Origin of the sequence: Paraburkholderia sp. C35 (assembly GCF_003121405.1) — a bacterium.
Taxonomy (GTDB): Bacteria; Pseudomonadota; Gammaproteobacteria; order Burkholderiales; family Burkholderiaceae; genus Paraburkholderia.
Genome location: NZ_QBUY01000002.1, coordinates 56,112 through 71,191 on the forward strand (window position 1 = coordinate 56,112; position 15,080 = coordinate 71,191).

A 15,080-nucleotide genomic window follows, 5' to 3' on the forward strand; every position below is an offset into this window, starting at 1 on the left:
CACTGGAGCCGTCATGGAGCATCTGGTCAGGGTGTACAACGAGCAAGATCGTCAAACGCTTGAGTGGCTGCGCAAGCATGTCGGCGACGCGACGATCGCAGCCGCCGCCAAACGGTGTGCGGGAGGCAAGCCATTTCTGTCATCGGTGTGCCGGCAGATCGGCGTGCGGCCGCCTCGCTTTGCGGAGCCGAGCCGCCCGGCTCCGACGGCGACAGGAGAGCAAGCGCTGGCAACGCTCCGGGGGATTCTCGCCACGCACGCCGGGCGAACCAGCGGCGGCATTGCACGGACACACTGAGTCGCAGCCGGTTTAGGGCGCGGCCACTCCGAATGAAGCCATGCCTGGGTCATGGCGCAGGAGAGCACGTGGCCCAAAGACTCGAAAGGCGACGGGCTTCCGTCGCCTTTTGACATCGCGTGAATGATTCGGGCCGTCGAGGCCCACAGGCAATCAGGTCACCGGCGCGGGATTGAAAAGCACCAGTGCGTTGTGCAGTTTGAGCGCTTCAGCGCAGGTCTGCTTCCGTCCACTCGCAACTTCCAGCATCAGGCGGAACAGTTCCCAGCCCACGTCTTCGATCGTTGCGTCGCCCGTCGCGATCGTGCCGGCGTTGATGTCCATCAGATCGAACCAGCGGCGCGCCAGATCCGAGCGTGTGGCCACCTTGATAACGGGCACTTCCGCGAGGCTATACGGCGTGCCGCGGCCCGTCGTGAACACGTGCAGGTTGATGCCCGCTGCCACCTGCAGCGTGCCGCAAATGAAATCGCTCGCCGGTGTCGCCGCGTAGATCAAGCCTTTTTGCGTTGCCTTCTCGCCAGGCGAGAGCACGCCGGAGATCGGCGAGTTGCCCGACTTGATAATCGATCCCATCGCCTTTTCGACGATATTCGACAGGCCGCCTTTCTTGTTGCCAGGCGTCGTGTTGGCACTGCGGTCCGCGCCGCCTCGCTTGAGATAACTGTCGTACCACGCCATCTCGCGGATGCTGGCCGCCGCCACATCGGCATTGGCCGCGCGACCCGTGAGTTGCCCGACGCCGTCCCGCACTTCCGTCACTTCCGAGAACATCACGGTCGCGCCCGCGCGAACCAGCAGGTCCGTTGCAAAACCCACGGCCGGGTTGGCCGTGAGACCGGAAAACGCGTCGCTGCCGCCGCATTGAACGCCGATCACGAGATCAGATGCCGGACAGGTCTCGCGACGCCGGTTGTCGAGCCGCTTCAGATGACCTTCGGCCATCTTCATGATCGAGTCGATCATCGACTGGAAGCCGACATGCGATTCGTCCTGCAAGGTGACGACGTCGCCATTGCCTGACTCCGCCGAGAGGTCGCCGATGTCCGCGACGTCGTCCGTCACCGTCGAGATCGGAATCGTACCAGGCGGCATGAGGCGTTCGGGCTGCAGTTTCTCGCAACCGAGACTGACCATCATGACCTCGCCGCCGAAGTTCGGATTCAGGCTGATGTTGCGCACCGTGCGGATCGGCACCATTGCGTCGGGCGCGTCGATCGCGACACCGCAACCGTACGTGTGTCCGAGACTCACGACATCGTCCACGTTCGGATATTTCGGCAACAGTTCGGCCTTGATCCGTGTCACTGCATGCTGGACCACATCGGCGACGCACTGCACGGTCGTCGTGATGGCGAGGATGTTGCGCGTGCCGACCGAACCATCCGCGTTGCGATAGCCCTCGAAGGTAAAGCCATCGAGCGGCGGCATGTCGGGCGCCTTGATCGTCGCAATGGGCAGATCGTCCAGCGCCGGCGGCGTCGGCATACGGATGACGTGCTCGTTCACCCAACTGCCCTTCGGAAGCGCCTTGAGCGCGTAACCAATGACGACGTTGTAACGCACGACAGCGTCGCCCTCAGCCAGATCCTGAAGCGCGACCTTGTGTCCCTGCGGCACGCGCTCGCACAAGGTCAGCCCGTCAGAAAAAACGGCGCCTGTGTCGAGGCCACCGTCATTGACGACGATCGCGACGTTGTCGTCGGGGTGCACGCGAATATAAAGCGGTGACTGTTTCATTGCCTTCAGCTCGGATGACTTGATGCCAGTATTTCGTCAAACAACTTTAGACGTCATCGTACAACGAAACCTGCCCGTACGGTTACGTGTAAACCCTTAAAACCTAGCAAAATTGTGGATTTTGTTTGATTCGGCCTGTGGTCAGTTGTACGATCTCTTCACGAATTCAGACATACATGTCTAACAACTCATTCTGGACAAACAAGATCATGACGACACCGCAAGAACTCAAGCAGATCGTTTCCGAAGGCCTGCTTTCCTTCCCCGTCACCGACTTCGACGCGAACGGCGATTTCCGCGCCGACACCTACGCACAACGTCTCGAATGGCTGGCACCGTACGGCGCATCGGCATTGTTCGTTGCGGGCGGCACGGGCGAGTTCTTTTCGCTCACGCACAGCGAGTACTCAAACGTCGTGCATACCGCGACGGAAGTCTGCAAGGGCAAGGTGCCGATTCTTGCCGGTGCGGGTGGACCGACCCGCACGGCTATCGCGTTTGCGCAGGAAGCGCAGCGCAAGGGCGCGAATGGCATCCTGCTGATGCCGCACTACCTCACCGAAGCATCTCAGCAAGGCATCGCCCTGCACGCCGAACAGGTCTGCAAGTCGGTTCCCGACATGGGCGTGATCATCTACAACCGCGCCAATTCCAGGCTGAACGCCGAGACGCTGGAACAGCTCGCGGACAAGTGCCCGAACCTGATCGGCTTCAAGGACGGCGTGGGCGACATCGAAAGCATGGTGTCGATTCGCCGCCGTCTCGGCGAGCGCTTCTCCTATCTCGGCGGCTTGCCGACGGCAGAGGTCTACGCCGCAGCGTACAAGGCGCTGGGCGTGCCCGTGTATTCGTCGGCCGTATTCAACTTCATTCCGAAAACGGCCATGCAGTTCTATCGCGCGATCGCCGCGAACGATCACGCCACCACCAACCGTCTGCTCGACGAATTCTTCCTGCCGTATCTGGCCATCCGCAACCGTCGTGCGGGTTACGCGGTGAGCATCGTGAAAGCAGGCGCCAAACTGGTTGGCCGCGATGCCGGTCCCGTGCGCGCGCCGCTGACCGACCTGACGGAAGAAGAGCACGCGCAACTCGATGCATTGATCCGCAAGCTCGGCGCGCAATAAGCGTTCGCGGAGGAGACACGCGAGGCAGCCAGCGCCCTCGCGCATTGCATTCACGAGGAGACATCATGGCGATAAGCCGTACTGCGAACCCGGCGGACGTCGCGGCACCCACGCGCGTTCGCTACGTGATCCTGCTGCTGATCTTTGCGATCACCACGTTCAATTACGCGGACCGGGCAACGCTGTCCGTCACCGGCTCGGCAATGCGCGCGGAGTTCGGCTTCGACGCGATCCGGATGGGCTACATCTTTTCCGCGTTCAGCTGGGCTTACGTGCTTTCGCAAGTGCCGGCGGGATGGCTGCTCGACCGCTTCGGGGCGCGTCGCGTGTATGCGGCGAGTATCTTTCTGTGGTCGCTGTTCACGTTGCTGCAAAGTACCATCGGCGTGCTGGGCAGCGGCGCGGCGGCTGTCACGGCGTTGTTCGTCTTGCGTTTCATGATGGGCGCAGCCGAAGCGCCCGCTTTTCCCGCCAACGCCAAAGTGGTTGCCAGCTGGTTTCCGACGAAGGAACGCGGCACGGCATCGGCGATCTTCAACTCCGCGCAGTATTTCGCAGCCGTCATTTTCACCCCGTTGATGGCGTGGCTCACACATGCCTTCGGCTGGCATCATGTGTATATCGGGATGGGTGTCGCGGGATGCCTGCTGGCGTTGACATGGCTGAAGGTGATGAAGAATCCCGCCAGCCATCCTCGCGTCAATCAGTCAGAGCTCGAACATATCGAACAGGGTGGCGGTTTGATTCACGGGCACCGCGCGGCGCCGGTTTCGCGTAGTGGCCAGACGCAGTGGTCTGTCATGCGACGACTGCTGACCAACCGGATGCTGCTCGGCGTCTACCTTGCGCAGTTCTGCATCAACGTGCTCACGTATTTCTTCCTCACGTGGTTTCCGATCTACCTCGTGCAGGCTCGCGGCATGACCATTCTGCAAGCCGGTCTGGTGGCATCGCTGCCCGCGATCTGCGGCTTTCTGGGCGGCGTGCTCGGCGGTGTCCTTTCTGACGCGATGATCCGGCACGGTCATTCGCTGACCATCGCCCGGAAGGTGCCGATTGTCGGCGGCATGCTGCTGTCCGTCTGCATCATCGGATGCAACTACGTCGACCAGGACTGGCTGGTGGTCGCGCTGATGTCGCTGGCGTTCTTCGGCAAAGGAATCGGCGCACTGGGCTGGGCTGTCGTCGCGGATACGTCGCCGAAGGAAGCGATCGGTCTTTCCGGCTCGATCTTCAACATGTTCGGCAACATGGCGGGCATCGTCACGCCTATCGTGATTGGCTATCTGGTTGCACAAACGGGATCGTTCAATGGCGCGCTCGTGTTCGTCGGTATCAACGCGCTGATCACTATCGTGAGTTATCTCGTGATCGTCAGGGATATTCGGCGCGTTGAATTGAGCGCGTCGTAGGTGGGCGCTGATCATCGGCATCACTCCGGCGCACGAGCCATATCTGCGGCGCTGCGGCAACGTCCCGCAGCGCCCGCATGTCCCGCCCGCAGCAATTCAACCTGCCTCGCCGCCAGCATCGGAATGATCTGTTCGACCACAACTCGCTGATAGTGAGGCGAGTTGCGGTGCGCTTCGATCGCCGTGCTGTCGCGATACCGCTCCAACAGAAGCAGCCCATCGGAACTGTCGGCGCTACGGAACACCTCATAACCGAGGCATCCCGGCTCGGCCAGCGACGCTTCCCGCAGCGCCTCGCCCAGCCCGAGCACCTCCGTCACGCGCCCTTCTGCGACCTGCCAGCGCGCGACCACGACAATCTCCCCGGCCCCGTCCATCAGCGGATCTCCTGGAGAGCGGCGACGATAGCCTCACCGACCGCACTGCCCGACGCCGGATTCTGCCCGGTGATCAGACGACCATCGACCACGACCTTCTCCTGCCACGGGTCCGTCGAAGCGTACTGGGCGCCCGCTTCGCGCAGCGCGTCTTCCAGCATGAACGGCACGTCCGCTTTCGCATAGCCCTCCTCCTCGGCGTTCGAGAAGGAAGTCAGTTGCCGTCCCTTGACGAGTGGCGTGCCGTCGTCGAGGTTGACGCCGAGCAACGCGACGGGACCGTGACACACAGCAGCGACGATCTTGCCGCCGTTCCAAGCGCGCAGAACCGCGCGCTTGACGTCAGGATCATTGGCGATATCCACCATCGGACCGAGGCCGCCCGGAAAGAAAATCGCATCGTAGTCGAGCACGTCGACTTCCGAGAGCTTGCGGCTGTGCGCCATCCGGCGGACGGCGGCGCTTTCGCTGAACGTGCGCTGCACGGCGTCGTCGCCGTCGTAGCCGTCGAACGGCGGGTTGCCGCCTTGGGGCGACGCGAATTCGACCGCAATGCCCGCGGCGTCGAGCACTTCAAAGGGATGCGCGACTTCCGGGTAGTAATAGCCCGTGGCGCGCTTATTCGGACCAATCTCGGCGGCGTTTGTCAAAATAAACAGTGCGTGCTTGACAGTCATGATGAGCTCCTTTGGTTTTCAGTGCCGCGTTTGCGGCGATTGAATGAACTTTAAGGCGTCTCATCGCACGCGAGTAGCCATCGCCATGTTGACGCATTGGCTCAAAAAATTGGACAATCAGCGGATGGATACGACAAGCTCGATTCTCGACGAACTGCGCGGCATGGCGATTTTCGCGGCCGTCGTGCGCTGCGGCAGTTTCGCGGCTGCGGCCCGCTCGCTGGGGCTGACGCGGGCCGTGGTGAGCCACCACATTCGTCTGCTCGAAGCCAGCGTAGGCGTGCCGCTCGCACAACGAAGCACGCGCAGTTTCAGCCTCACGCCCGCAGGGCAGGCGTTCCGCGTGCATTGCGAACGCATGGTCGACGAAGCCGTCGACGGTCTTCGCAGCATGGCGCTGCTGCGCGACGAACCGCGCGGCGAGGTGAGACTGACCTGTTCGCATCACTTCGGCGCGCGGTGGATCTTGCCTGCACTGGTGGAATTCCGGCGGCGATACCCGGCGGTCCGCCTCCACGTCGCGATGTCGGATACCAATGTCGATATCGTGCAGCATGGGGTCGAACTGGCCGTGCGTGCCGGTCCGCTTGCCGATTCGTCGCTGCTCGCGCGCCCACTGCTGCGCGAAGCCACGATGCTGTGCGCGTCGCCTGCGTATCTGCGCATGCATGGCGCACCAGCCTCGATCGAGGAACTGGCTCAGCACCGCTGGGTGATCTACCCGCCCAGCCAGCAGACTGCCGTCGTGCGTTCGGGCGGAGAGGACATCGAAATTCCCGTGCAGGGCGATGTCGTGACGGACAGCGCGACGTCGAGACTCGCTTTTGTGCTCGCGGGCGACGGCATTGCCAGATTGCCGGCCTACGACGCCGCGTCGCTGATCGCATCCGGCGATCTCGTGCGCGTTCTGCCGGAAGCCGAGACGGCGCCGCTGGATATCTTTCTGGTCCATTCGAAGCGAATCGGGCCAAGCGCAAAACTATTGCGAGACTTTTTGCTGGAGACTGCGCACGGCGATAACGCGTGAATTGCGTCATGTCCGCAGCAGTCCGGCTGCCGCACGATTGAATGTCACCAACCGTGCGACGGCCGCCGCATCAGAACGATGCGTTACTCGCTGTCGAAGTCCGCGGAAAGGCTCAACTCACGCTGACCTTCGATATCCGTCGTGAGCTTCTTCAGATAATCGACCACCGCATTGAAGCCCCATGCGCCCAACACCAGATGACGCGGCGCATCGGCGTTACGCGCAATGGCGATCATCGCCTCACCGGCTCGAACGGGATCGCCAGGCTGCGTGCCGCTCGTCTGCTTCGTTCCAGTATGGCGCTTGCCCGCTGTCTCGGCGTAGTCCTCGATCTGCGTCAACGTCTGGCGCAGCGACCGGCCTGCCCAATCGGTGCGGAACGGTCCCGGTTCGACACACGTCACGCCAATGCCCAACGGCGCCAGTTCTGCGCGCAGCGCGTCCGACCACCCTTCCACCGCATGTTTGGAAGCGGCGTAGTAGCCCGAACCCGGATAGCCGATCAGCCCGGCAACGGAACTGATATTGATGATGTTGCCGCTGCGCTGCGCACGCATGACGGGCAGCACGGCACGCGTCATCGCGAACAGACCAAACACGTTCGCGTCGAACTGGGCCCGGATCTCGGCTTCGACGCCCTCTTCGGCAGTACTTTGATAGCCGTAGCCGGCATTGTTCACGAGTACGTCGATCCGTCCAAACTTCTCACGCGCTGTCGCGACAGCCGCTTCGATCTCCGACTGATTCGTGACGTCGAGCGCGAGTGCCACAGCGCGGTCTTCCGCGCCGCTGACGATATCGGCGATGCTGGACACGTCGCGTGCGGTCACAACGGCTCGCCAGCCCCGCTCGACGATCAATGTCGCGAGCGCACGGCCAAGGCCCGTCGAGCAACCGGTAATGAACCAGACGGGCGTATTCGATGATGACATGATGTATTCCTGAAAAATTGCGATTGCATTGCTCACTGTCTCCGGCGTTCGGCCCTGTTCTCCGTCTGCGCGGAGTGGGCCTTTCCGACCGGCTATCCGATCGACGCCGTCCATGAAAGTGCGGTACGGCATCGCGTTGACTCAGTATAGGAATTCACCTTCTGGTTAAAAAGGCGAGTGATTCGAATACCGTATGCAAAGAATTTGCATAATGAGCAGCCTGCATTGACCCGTTGAAAATCGGCCGGCTATCTCAAACGCTCTCGCACGAAATCGATAAACACACGCAGTTTGCGCGGCAAGCGAGTCGGGTTGTAGTAGTAAAGATAGAGCGCACCGCGCGGAACCCATTCATCCAGCACGTTCACAAGACTACCGCTCTCGAGATAAGGCTCTACCAGACGGTGCTGCAGATAACCGAATCCAAAGCCGTCCAGAGCGGCCTGCAAGAGGAGATCGTTGTCGTTGGTCGCGACTCGCCCCGTGACCGCAATGCTGATCTGCTCGTCCCCCTTCTTGAACTCCCATCGATATAGCGCCTTCGTTTCGGCACTTTGATAGTTGATGCAGTCATGCCTGAGCAGATCGCGCGGATGCTGAGGCATCGTCTTGCCGTGCAGATAGCCGGGTGATGCAACGATGCAAAAGCGCATATCTGTGACGATCGGTATCGCGACCATATCCTGCGCCATCACGTTGTCGTAACGGATACCTGCGTCGTAACCCTTGCTGGCGATATCGACCAGACTGTTGTCGGATATCACGTCGATCTTGATGTCCGGATACGTATTCAGGAACTCCTTTAGAACGGGTGCAACAACCAGCGGAACCGCCGAGCGCAGCATGTTCAGCCGGAGCGTTCCCATCGTTTCACTCGACGCACGGCCCACTTCGTTGAAAGCGAGATCGAGTTGCTCCAGCAATGGCTGGATTCTGGTGAGAAATGCGTGGCCAGCCTCCGTGAGGCTCACGCTGCGCGTGGTCCGGTTGAAGAGTTTTGCACCCAGCTGCTGTTCCAGCTGCCGGATCGTATAACTTGCAGAGGAATTGGAAATACCCAGTGCCTGTGCGGCGGCACTGAAGCTCTGCTCTTCGGCAATACGCGCGAAGAGTGAGAGCGCTGACAGATCGGCACCGTTCATTGAAAATGATCAGAAAGGAGAATGCAATGAATGGTCGCGTATTGCCATTCACGTGCCATCTTTCATGAAACTTCATCATCAGGCAACTGGCAAAGCTGATGGTAAAAGGTCTGGATGTCGGCGAAATAGAACGGACGAAATGCTCCGTAGACGTTTTTCCAATCCGGCCTGTAGCTCAACAGATGTTCCTGAAAGGTCGTCACGACATCTGAGCGAAGATCCTTGCGCACGATCAGAACTGCCGGTACACAAGTGTGATATTCGCCGATCACTTTCGTCGTCTGAGCATTCTCGGGCGTCATTTTCCATACGTCTTCCAGAATCATCGTTGCACGAATGGACTGCGCAATAACCGCATCCACCCGATCCTGCCATCCTGGAACCTGCTTGAGTGTGAAGAACGTCTCGAGCTTCTTTCCTTTTTCATGCAGCATGATTGCAGGCGGGAAAAAGCTGGAAGAACACGATCTGTTCAGGTATCCATATGTCGATCCTTCCAGATCATCGAGGCAACTCGCCTGATCGTCATGGCGAACCACGAGGAGCGTGCGCTGAGCGGGTTGGCCGGAGAACTTCGAGGTTGCGATGACCAGACCGCGATAGTGTGAAATGCCCTTTCGCATCATCACGCAGAAACCCGCACCCGGAACATACGCCATATCCGGAACACCCTCCGCGAGCAACTGGTTCATCTTCGGAATGTCCGTCGTTGCCTCGGCGCTCATGCCTGCCGCGGAGAGAAGGCTTGTCCAGGGTTCATCGGTGATGGGGAAATCAAGGTTCTTGTTCAGAAGAAACGTCAGAGCCTGCGTTGCCATGAGTGCCACCTTCGCTATGTGGAGACAGGAGACGAACAGGTAACCCGGATACCGGGCTACACGCCGATTCGACCGGCACGGCTTCTTCTTTACTTCGATCCGGAACCTGTCATCCTATGCTGATCGATACCGCAGGTATGGCGAGAAAGACGTGCGGTTTGTCAGAACCCACGGCCTGTCTGGCCGCACTGCACCGACTGGCAGACGACCAGCAAAAATCGATACCTTGCGGCACACTAGCGTTTTGCATTCACGCGCACAGCCCGAGGAAGCCGGAGATGCAAGGGCGTCTTCATCGATCGACACGCCAATCGGAAGACATGCAACCACTTAGCACGCAGAACGCAGGTCATCGGCCAGTCGAGCACGGGTGGAGATGACCGCATGAAGCTCGATCCCATCTCGCTCAAGCTGTTTGTGCGCGTAGTCGAAGAAGGCACGATTGCGAGCGCGGCGGAACAGGAACACATTGCCGCGCCCGCCGTAAGCAAGCGGCTCAAGGAGCTTGAAGACCTGTTCGGCACACCGTTGCTCACGCGCACGAACAAAGGCATCAGCCCGACCGCTGCGGGTGCAAGACTATCGGTGCTCGCGCGTGATGTGCTGGACGACATGCGCAACATCGTGCTGCAAATGAAGGCCTATTCCGACGGTCTTCGCGGATCGGTGCGCGTGCTCGTGAACATCTCGGCCATTTCCACCTTCATGCCGCCGATCGTCAAGTCGTTCAGCGAGCGCTATCCCGACATCAACATTTCCCTGCTTGAACGCGACAGCCTCGCGATTACCGAGAGCGTCGCGGAAAACGTCGCGGAGATCGGTGTATTTACACGCTTGCCGCATAGTGCGGAAATCGAAGTCCATCCGTTTCGTACCGATGAACTCAAGGTTCTCGTGCCAGCCGATCACCCGCTCGCCAATCGCCGGCGAGTGGGATACGCGGAAACGCTCGCTTACGAGCATGTCGTGCTTCGGCCCGGCACGCACCTGCATTTCCAGATGCTGACAGCAGCGAGCGCGGCAGGCAAAACCTTGCGCGCCAAGGTTGAAGTGTCGTCGTATGACGCCTTGTGCCGGATGGTCCAGGTCGGCATGGGCATCGGCATACTGCCATCGGGCAACGCGGAACTTTATCGGCTACCGGGCACGCGTTCGTTGAAGCTGGACGAGCCGTGGGCCACCCGTGAACTGGTGGTCGGCGTGCGCCGCCGCGATGCCCTGTCTCCCGTCGCACGTCTCTTCTTCGATTTTCTTCTCGCACCGGATCCAGCCACGGCCCCCACCGCGCTGCCATAACGATCCGCGATGGCAGGCTCATCAATCGCTTCTATACAGGGCCTGGCGTGCTCCTTAGCATGCAAGTACCGAAGCGCCTGCGCCGGACAGTTCTTCTCAAGTACCGATCGACGCCATCGCCCTTTTCGAGGTCCGGTGGCGCTCGCACACGAGCAGATGCCCGAGGCAGCCGCGCCGCTTCGGGATGTTGAATCACTACGGCTCGACACAGCCGTCAATGGATTAAAAATGAATAGCACTGGAGCAATGGAGACAACACGGACGGCGGACAACGCTGCCTCTCACCCGATGTCGCGCGCACAGCGCTACGCCACCCTCGGCGGTTCATGGGGCGCGTGGCTATTCGATGCGCTCGACGCCACCATATTCGGCTTCGTCATTCTCGCCGTCTCGCATACGTTCTCGGTAACGCTCGCCGATGTCGTATCCACCGTTGCGTGGTTCCTGCTTGCAACGGGTATCGGCGGATTCTTTCTCGGCAACATTTCCGACAAGATCGGCCGGAAGCGCACGCTGGTGATCTCCGTGCTGATCTACGCGACGGGCACGCTGTTGTGCGGATTCGCTCACGGCATCGCAGAACTGAATGTCTACCGGTTTGCCGTGGGCATCGGCGTGGGTGGATTGTGGTCCGCCGCTGTCGCGCTGATCGGCGAGATATGGGAGCCGTCTGGCCGCGCGAAGGCGATTGCGGTTCTGCAAACGGGCTGGTCCGGTGGCAGCTTGCTGGCGGCGATCTTCGCGTGGGTGCTGCTCGATGCGTCGAACCCGGACTCGTGGCGCCGTCTGTTTATTTTGTCGAGTGTGCCGGCGTATTGCATCGCGCTCTTCATCCTGGTGTTCGTGAAGGAATCGCCTGTCTGGCTCGCAAACCGCGACTTCCTGAAGCGCAACGCGAGCAAGGGCAACCTGCTGCAAATCTTCAGGCCAGAGTATCGCCGCACCACACTGCTCGCGCTGACCATCTCGATCCTCGGCATGTATGGATACTGGATCATCACGACGTTCTCACCGACGTATCTGCAGAGCATCCTGCATGTGCGAATCGATCAGGCGCCTGGGGTTCTCGTATGGACGGGGAGCGGTGCGACGCTGGGTTATCTCGCCTACGGCTCGCTCGCAGAACGCTTCGGACGGCGTGCGGCATTTGCGGGCTTTTTCGTCGGCATTGCGATTGCCGTGCCTGCATTTGCTTATGGCGCAACCATGATCCCGCTGACCAACGGCAAATTCGAATTCAACTATCAGAACGTCGTGCTGATCGGCGTGCTATCTGCCCTGCTCGGGTTTTTCACCGGTTATTTCAGCGGCTTTGGCGCGTGGTATGCGGAACTCTTTCCGACCAGTATCCGTTCGACAGCAGCTGGCTTCTGTTTCAACTTTGGGCGTGTCGGTGCAATCGCCGGGATCAAGCTCGTTCCCGCGCTGATCCCGTTGATCGGCTTCACCATGACCTATTGCATCGCTTCTATCGCCTATATCGCAGCCGCGGTTCTCGTCTTCACGCTTCGGGAAACGCAAGGCGTCCAACTCACAAGCGGAAACTGATTTATCAACTCTTATCTGTCACATCATGAAGACCTATCGAATCGGCCAGATCGTTCCAAGCTCGAATACGACAATGGAAACGGAAATTCCCGCCATGCTGACCTCGCGTTACGAACTGTTCCCTGAAGAACGTTTCACTTTCCACTCGGCACGCATGCGCATGATGCATGTGACGTCGGAAGAACTGAAGAAGATGGACGTCGACAGCGACCGTTGCGCGCTCGAACTCAGCGACGCGCGTTGCGACGTGCTCGCTTACGCATGCCTCGTCGCGATCATGTGCCAGGGCGCGGGCTATCACCGTGTTTCGGAGTCGCGCCTGCAGCTGACTGTCGAATCCAACAACGCACCGACGCCGATCATCAGTTCGGCTGGCGCGCTGGTGGAAGGCGTGAAGACAATGGGCTTCAAGCGAGTCGCACTCATCACGCCGTACATGAAGCCGCTTACGCAACAGGTGGTCGACTATATCCAGAGCGAAGATATCGAAGTCACGGATTCGATGAGCCTGGAAGTGTCGGATAACCTGGCTGTCGGACGCCTCGACCCGATGAACCTCATCGGTCACGCGGATCGCCTCGACATCAGCAAGGCTGATGCAGTGGTGCTCTCGGCATGCGTGCAGATGCCATCGCTGCCGGCGATCCAGGCGGTGGAAGATCGACTTGGCAAGCCCGTGCTGTCGGCTGCGACATCGACCGTGTATCGCATCCTCAAGACGCTGGGTCTCGAAGCTCGCGTGCCGAATGCAGGCGCGTTGCTCTCAGGCAAGTACTAAGCGGACGCCGCGCACAGCCCGCTCCTTTCGGGGGCTGTGCCGGCCAAGAGAAGCTGGCCTTATTTGCTGTTCAGCCTCTCCAGCAGCGCTTTCGCGCCCGGCCCCGACGATGCCGGATTCTGCCCGGTAATCAGCAAGCCGTCTTCGAGCACATAGGACGCCCAGTCCGGGCCTTTGCTATAGATCCCGCCTTTTGCCTTGAGCTCGTCTTCGACGAGAAACGGCACGACCTTCGTCAGTCCAACGCCTTCTTCCTCGCTGTTCGAGAACCCGGTTACCTTCTTGCCCTTGACCAGGAATTCGCCGTCCGGCCCTTTGACATGACGCAACGCGCCCGGTGCATGGCAGACCAGTGCGACCGGCTTGCCGGCGGCCGCCATGCTCTCCAGCAGGCGAACGGAGTCGGGATCTTCAGCGAGATCCCACATCGGACCATGGCCGCCAGGATAGAAGACAGAATCGAAACCGTCCTGCGTGACCTCGGAGAGTTTGCCCGTATTTGCCAGGACCGCTTTCGCTTCAGCGTCGGCTTCAAAACGGCGCGTCAGCTCGGTCTGGAACGAAGGCTCGTTGCTCTTCGGGTCCAGCGGCGGCTGGCCGCCTTTGGGCGACACGAGGACCATCTCCACGCCCGCATCCTTGAACACATAATAGGGCGCGGCCAGTTCTTCCAGCCAGAAACCCGTCTTGCGGCCAGTGTTCCCAAGTTGGGCGTGCGAGGTCAAAACGATCAGAATCTTCATGCCTATCTCCTTTGCTCTGTGAGCGTGGCAAGTCAGGTAGCCGAACTTCAGACAGGAATATCCGCCGACGCGTTAGGGTATCGGGGATACCAGTTGTTCTTCGCTCCGAGCGTTCGCACATCGAACTCCACGTCGCCTTCATAGCGCGGCGCATATTTGTTGAACGCAGCTTCGATCTCGTTCCAGCGTGCCTTGATCCGTACCATATTGAATGCATGTGACACGATGTAGAACTCGCCAGCCTTGATCTGCTTCATGACCAGCGCGGCGTAGGCATCTGTGTCCATGCCTTCCTGCGTTTCTTTCGCCAGTTCGGAGCGCACGAGACCGGGGCAAATTAGCGCGACTTCAATATTCTTGGGCAGCTCTTCCCGGAGTGCAACCGTCATCGCAAGTACTGCATGTTTGCTGAGAACGTAGCCTGCACCTTCTGGGATCGCGTTGAAAAACGCGTTTTCTGAGCCGACGTTGTAGATTGCTGCTGGCGTGCCTTGTTCGATAAAGCGACGGCCAAAAATCGACACGCCGTTCCATACGCCGAACAGATTGACCGCGAGCACGCTTTGTACGTCTTCCGGCCGCGCATCGATCACCGTCGAAGGAATCGGACCGACACCCGCATTGTTCACGATCACGTCGACGCGCCCGTACTTCTCCCAGGCGAAGTTTGCGAGCGCTTCGACCTGCGCACGGTCGGTGACATCGCATTCCGTGATGCCGACCTGTTCGGTCAGCGAAGACAGTGCTTTCGCCGCCTCTTCCAGCCGGTTGCGCTGAATGCCCGCGATAACGAGCCGTGCGCCCTCGTGTGCAAACTGTTTTGCAAGCGCGAAGCCGATGCCTGTTGCACCGCCCGTGATGACAACCACCTTGCCGTTGAAGTCCTGCATAGCGTGTCCTTTGAGATCGAGCGACAATGCGCGCACGCACTGCCGTGGTTTCCGCAGAAATTATCGAAGCGAGATACGCGATCATTGTGCGACGCACCGTTCGGCTTCTCGCCAACGCCACAGGCAACTGAAAGCCGGGCTGAACCTGATTCTGGTCGACGAAGCGGATCTTCGGTTTCAAGAAACACTGTTATTTACCGTTTCGAACAGATCGCTTTCAAATTAAATCGGCTTTGAATTTTTCTTCCGATCATTTGCGGAAACGCACGACCGCA

Annotated in this window: 15 protein-coding genes; 7 read left to right on the plus strand and 8 right to left on the minus strand. The window is 59.9% G+C overall.

Annotation, left to right across the window (positions count from 1 at the left end; all coding sequences use genetic code 11):
- Positions 1-13: 13 nt before the first annotated feature.
- On the plus strand, positions 14-298 hold the full coding sequence (locus DK391_RS01495) for a hypothetical protein (protein ID WP_109476212.1): 285 nt from the start codon (positions 14-16) through the stop codon (positions 296-298).
- 153 nt (positions 299-451) lie between these two features.
- On the opposite strand, the gene garD is transcribed toward DK391_RS01495, so the two are convergent.
- Positions 452-2,038 carry a galactarate dehydratase gene (garD, locus tag DK391_RS01500; RefSeq protein ID WP_109476213.1) on the minus strand — a complete coding sequence of 529 codons (1,587 nt, stop codon included), beginning with the start codon at positions 2,036-2,038 and terminating at the stop codon, positions 452-454.
- 209 nt (positions 2,039-2,247) lie between these two features.
- On the opposite strand from garD, the gene kdgD reads away from it, so the two are divergent.
- Both kdgD and DK391_RS01510 read left to right on the plus strand, forming a co-directional pair.
- Positions 2,248-3,165 carry a 5-dehydro-4-deoxyglucarate dehydratase gene (gene kdgD, locus DK391_RS01505; RefSeq protein ID WP_109476374.1) on the plus strand — a complete coding sequence of 306 codons (918 nt, stop codon included), beginning with the start codon at positions 2,248-2,250 and terminating at the stop codon, positions 3,163-3,165.
- A 65-nt stretch (positions 3,166-3,230) separates the two neighbouring features.
- Positions 3,231-4,577, plus strand: a complete 1,347-nt coding sequence (locus DK391_RS01510) for an MFS transporter (protein ID WP_109476214.1) — start codon at positions 3,231-3,233, stop codon at positions 4,575-4,577.
- A gap of 20 nt (positions 4,578-4,597) precedes the next feature.
- On the opposite strand, the gene DK391_RS01515 is transcribed toward DK391_RS01510, so the two are convergent.
- Together DK391_RS01515 and DK391_RS01520 are read right to left on the minus strand one after the other, a co-directional pair.
- Entirely contained in the window at positions 4,598-4,954 is a 357-nt protein-coding gene (locus DK391_RS01515) for a putative quinol monooxygenase (RefSeq protein WP_109476215.1), read from the minus strand.
- Positions 4,954-5,631, minus strand: a complete 678-nt coding sequence (locus tag DK391_RS01520) for a type 1 glutamine amidotransferase domain-containing protein (RefSeq protein WP_109476216.1) — start codon at positions 5,629-5,631, stop codon at positions 4,954-4,956. Before DK391_RS01520 ends, DK391_RS01515 begins: the two co-directional genes overlap by 1 nt.
- Before the next feature lie 124 nt (positions 5,632-5,755).
- Between DK391_RS01520 and DK391_RS01525 the strand changes: the two genes are divergently transcribed.
- Positions 5,756-6,658 (plus strand): LysR family transcriptional regulator, encoded by a 903-nt coding sequence (locus DK391_RS01525; RefSeq protein WP_109476375.1) that lies wholly within the window; start codon positions 5,756-5,758, stop codon positions 6,656-6,658.
- An 83-nt stretch (positions 6,659-6,741) separates the two neighbouring features.
- Here DK391_RS01525 and DK391_RS01530 read toward each other — a convergent pair whose 3' ends face one another.
- The 3 genes from DK391_RS01530 to DK391_RS01540 all read right to left on the minus strand — a co-directional run bounded on the left by DK391_RS01530 (position 6,742) and on the right by DK391_RS01540 (position 9,550).
- The gene (locus DK391_RS01530) at positions 6,742-7,590 is read right to left on the minus strand and encodes an oxidoreductase (protein WP_109476376.1); all 849 of its coding nucleotides are present in this window, start codon (positions 7,588-7,590) and stop codon (positions 6,742-6,744) included.
- 248 nt (positions 7,591-7,838) lie between these two features.
- On the minus strand, positions 7,839-8,732 hold the full coding sequence (locus DK391_RS01535; protein ID WP_109476217.1) for a LysR family transcriptional regulator: 894 nt from the start codon (positions 8,730-8,732) through the stop codon (positions 7,839-7,841).
- Between the two features lie 62 nt (positions 8,733-8,794).
- Positions 8,795-9,550 (minus strand): PhnD/SsuA/transferrin family substrate-binding protein, encoded by a 756-nt coding sequence (locus DK391_RS01540; RefSeq protein ID WP_109476218.1) that lies wholly within the window; start codon positions 9,548-9,550, stop codon positions 8,795-8,797.
- Between the two features lie 384 nt (positions 9,551-9,934).
- Here DK391_RS01540 and DK391_RS01545 point away from each other — a divergent pair, with 384 nt between their 5' ends.
- The 3 genes from DK391_RS01545 (at position 9,935) to DK391_RS01555 (ending at position 13,172) form a co-directional block, all read left to right on the plus strand.
- Positions 9,935-10,846: a LysR family transcriptional regulator gene (locus DK391_RS01545; RefSeq protein WP_109476219.1), complete on the plus strand. Its 912-nt coding sequence runs from the start codon at positions 9,935-9,937 to the stop codon at positions 10,844-10,846.
- Positions 10,847-11,092: 246 nt separating this feature from the next.
- Positions 11,093-12,394, plus strand: a complete 1,302-nt coding sequence (locus DK391_RS01550) for an MFS transporter (RefSeq protein WP_109476220.1) — start codon at positions 11,093-11,095, stop codon at positions 12,392-12,394.
- A gap of 25 nt (positions 12,395-12,419) precedes the next feature.
- Positions 12,420-13,172 carry an Asp/Glu racemase gene (locus DK391_RS01555; protein WP_109476221.1) on the plus strand — a complete coding sequence of 251 codons (753 nt, stop codon included), beginning with the start codon at positions 12,420-12,422 and terminating at the stop codon, positions 13,170-13,172.
- 59 nt (positions 13,173-13,231) lie between these two features.
- On the opposite strand, the gene DK391_RS01560 is transcribed toward DK391_RS01555, so the two are convergent.
- A complete protein-coding gene (locus DK391_RS01560) occupies positions 13,232-13,915 on the minus strand; it encodes a type 1 glutamine amidotransferase domain-containing protein (RefSeq protein ID WP_109476222.1) in 684 nt (227 codons plus the stop codon).
- Positions 13,916-13,962: 47 nt separating this feature from the next.
- Positions 13,963-14,805 (minus strand): SDR family NAD(P)-dependent oxidoreductase, encoded by an 843-nt coding sequence (locus DK391_RS01565; RefSeq protein WP_109476377.1) that lies wholly within the window; start codon positions 14,803-14,805, stop codon positions 13,963-13,965.
- Positions 14,806-15,080: the final 275 nt, after the last annotated feature.

What these genes read in the sequence shown, in the direction of transcription:
- DK391_RS01540 (WP_109476218.1), bottom strand. Translation starts at nt 9,550, where the DNA reads ATGGCAACGCAGGCTCTGACGTTTCTTCTGAACAAGAACCTTGATTTC.
- kdgD (WP_109476374.1), top strand. Translation starts at nt 2,248, where the DNA reads ATGACGACACCGCAAGAACTCAAGCAGATCGTTTCCGAAGGCCTGCTT.
- DK391_RS01555 (WP_109476221.1), top strand. Translation starts at nt 12,420, where the DNA reads ATGAAGACCTATCGAATCGGCCAGATCGTTCCAAGCTCGAATACGACA.
- DK391_RS01550 (WP_109476220.1), top strand. Translation starts at nt 11,093, where the DNA reads ATGGAGACAACACGGACGGCGGACAACGCTGCCTCTCACCCGATGTCG.
- DK391_RS01515 (WP_109476215.1), bottom strand. Translation starts at nt 4,954, where the DNA reads ATGGACGGGGCCGGGGAGATTGTCGTGGTCGCGCGCTGGCAGGTCGCA.
- DK391_RS01525 (WP_109476375.1), top strand. Translation starts at nt 5,756, where the DNA reads ATGGATACGACAAGCTCGATTCTCGACGAACTGCGCGGCATGGCGATT.
- DK391_RS01560 (WP_109476222.1), bottom strand. Translation starts at nt 13,915, where the DNA reads ATGAAGATTCTGATCGTTTTGACCTCGCACGCCCAACTTGGGAACACT.
- DK391_RS01495 (WP_109476212.1), top strand. Translation starts at nt 14, where the DNA reads ATGGAGCATCTGGTCAGGGTGTACAACGAGCAAGATCGTCAAACGCTT.
- DK391_RS01545 (WP_109476219.1), top strand. Translation starts at nt 9,935, where the DNA reads ATGAAGCTCGATCCCATCTCGCTCAAGCTGTTTGTGCGCGTAGTCGAA.
- DK391_RS01535 (WP_109476217.1), bottom strand. Translation starts at nt 8,732, where the DNA reads ATGAACGGTGCCGATCTGTCAGCGCTCTCACTCTTCGCGCGTATTGCC.
- DK391_RS01510 (WP_109476214.1), top strand. Translation starts at nt 3,231, where the DNA reads ATGGCGATAAGCCGTACTGCGAACCCGGCGGACGTCGCGGCACCCACG.
- DK391_RS01530 (WP_109476376.1), bottom strand. Translation starts at nt 7,590, where the DNA reads ATGTCATCATCGAATACGCCCGTCTGGTTCATTACCGGTTGCTCGACG.
- DK391_RS01565 (WP_109476377.1), bottom strand. Translation starts at nt 14,805, where the DNA reads ATGCAGGACTTCAACGGCAAGGTGGTTGTCATCACGGGCGGTGCAACA.
- garD (WP_109476213.1), bottom strand. Translation starts at nt 2,038, where the DNA reads ATGAAACAGTCACCGCTTTATATTCGCGTGCACCCCGACGACAACGTC.
- DK391_RS01520 (WP_109476216.1), bottom strand. Translation starts at nt 5,631, where the DNA reads ATGACTGTCAAGCACGCACTGTTTATTTTGACAAACGCCGCCGAGATT.